Origin of the sequence: Blautia sp. CAG:257 (assembly GCF_000433815.1) — a bacterium.
Lineage (GTDB): Bacteria > Bacillota > Clostridia > Lachnospirales > Lachnospiraceae > Blautia_A > Blautia_A caecimuris.
The window spans coordinates 1-1,942 of sequence record NZ_HF999116.1 but is presented as its reverse complement, the minus strand read 5'-3'; the positions used below and the strand labels follow the sequence as shown (position 1 = coordinate 1,942).

2 protein-coding genes and 2 tRNA genes are annotated in these 1,942 nt (G+C 37.2%); all 4 read right to left on the bottom strand.

What is annotated here, in order from left to right; translation table 11 throughout:
* Positions 1-272 (bottom strand): SpoIID/LytB domain-containing protein (locus QVP40_RS13000; RefSeq protein WP_288200577.1); only part of this gene is annotated, 272 nt, incomplete at its 3' end.
* Positions 273-775: 503 nt separating this feature from the next.
* Complete coding sequence (locus QVP40_RS12995; RefSeq protein WP_022068816.1) at positions 776-1,156, bottom strand: hypothetical protein; 381 nt, start codon at positions 1,154-1,156, stop codon at positions 776-778.
* Between the two features lie 564 nt (positions 1,157-1,720).
* Positions 1,721-1,793, bottom strand: a tRNA-Lys gene (locus QVP40_RS12990).
* Between the two features lie 55 nt (positions 1,794-1,848).
* A tRNA-Phe gene (locus QVP40_RS12985) sits at positions 1,849-1,921 on the bottom strand.
* Positions 1,922-1,942 lie beyond the last annotated feature (21 nt).

Sequence of the window (1,942 nt, the reverse complement as noted above, 5' to 3'; positions counted from 1 at the left end):
TCTCTGCTGATCTCTCCCAGCGCATCAGAAATATTTTTCTCCTGAATCTTCCTGAAAAAATTTGTTCTGGCTATAACCGCCTGTGCCTTTACTGCTTCTTTTTCATAATCATCCGGAATCTGCAGGGAAAGAATAAGAGGAATATATTCTTCCGGTTGGGGAGTTCTGTTTATAATTGCAGCCTCCACTCCATTGACTGCCATGACTCCAATATAGGGAACAAAAAATAACATCAGAAAACCGGGAATCCAAAACCTTTCTCTTTTCTTCATATATTTTCCCATATGTACTTTGTCTTAATATATGTCTCTTTGTAATGTTTTATAAGCAGTCACTTTATAAAAAAGTTCTTTCTTTCCTGATAAATCACAGAATCCGGCTAATACAAGATTGTTTGTCTGTAACATACTGAAACCATATTGTTATTTCATCATTTATTGGACGGTTTTCCATTTAATTCCGCTTTTCAAGCTAAATCACAGGATCCGGCTAATACAAGATTCTTTGTCTGTAACATACTGAAACCATATTGTTATTTCATCATTTATTGGACGGTTTTCCATTCAGTTCTGCTTTTCAATCCAGATGCAGACTGCATGGGCACATGCATCAATTCTGGCTGGCGGATATTCTGACCGTGTGATCAGAAAATCATAAAGTATCATCCGGTTGTGGCCCAAAAACTCCTGTCCGGATTATAAAAAACCAGACAGGAGTAAATAGATTTTTATTTCAATCACACAACCCGTAGCTTCCGGAATGTCAAATTACCGTTTTATTCAGGAACTAAGTGAAACAACATCTTCTTTTTTCGTTCCAAATCCTTATTTTCACTGGAAGATTTACTATTATACAGTCTGTCACCGGGTCCCTGAAGCCAGTAAAAGACCCTCTTCAGAAATAAATGATATTGGCTTTTATTTATACTATTCCCTGTATAAGATAATTCATCAGCTACAGAGCTTGTCATTTCAGTACACACGCTGCCGGCCTGCCCTTTATTGTTTCCATATATTCTGTTTCCTTCCGCTTTCGGATAAATTGACGCATTTTTTTCTTTCAGTATGTTCTCAAATATACTTCCGGAAAACACTTTCATTCCAAAACAGATTACAGCAGCAACTATCTTACAGAAAAACTCTTTTAATCCTCTCATAATAGCCCTCCTTATTCTGATGCCTGTCCCACCAGGGCTGCGCCTTTCCCACAATGTTTCAGGTACTATAACTCTATGCAGCTCATTTAGAAAGATAGAACCATAAATTTTACTTTTTTTAATTCTCTATACATCAGACTCTGCATTTCCCAAATCCCAAATATAAAAACGCACCTGTAAATGAGCAAATTTAAAAAAGTGCACAAAATCGACTTATAAGAAAGCACTGATATGAAACACTGCAGTACCAGGTCTCGTTTCATCTTTAACATCAGAATGTTCCGGTACAAAACCTGCACATCTCTCTGATTCCAGAACTCCTCCTGATACATCCGCTATGCCTCCTACCACTCCCTTCGAAAGTACCTTCTGATACGGAAGGCAAAGATAAACTTGTGGATGAAGATAAAGTAAAGGACTAATCTGATGAGAAAAAGGATATGATAACACTTCAGAAGAAAATGATATGATAAAAAAGAAGAAAACTGAACAGGATTTTCAGGTAAAATAGCAGAATTTTTAAGTAAAATAAAAACCTTCAAGTAAATACTTGAAGGTTTCTCATGAGGCATCGGGGATTCGAACCCCGGACAACTTGATTAAAAGTCAAGTGCTCTACCGACTGAGCTAATACCCCATATTATTAAATTATTTATTTCATACTGGAAAACATACTACTTTCCAAAATGAAATGCCCAGAGCCGGAATCGAACCAGCGACACGAGGATTTTCAGTCCTCTGCTCTACCAACTGAGCTATCTGGGCATAAATAGCGGGAACAGGATT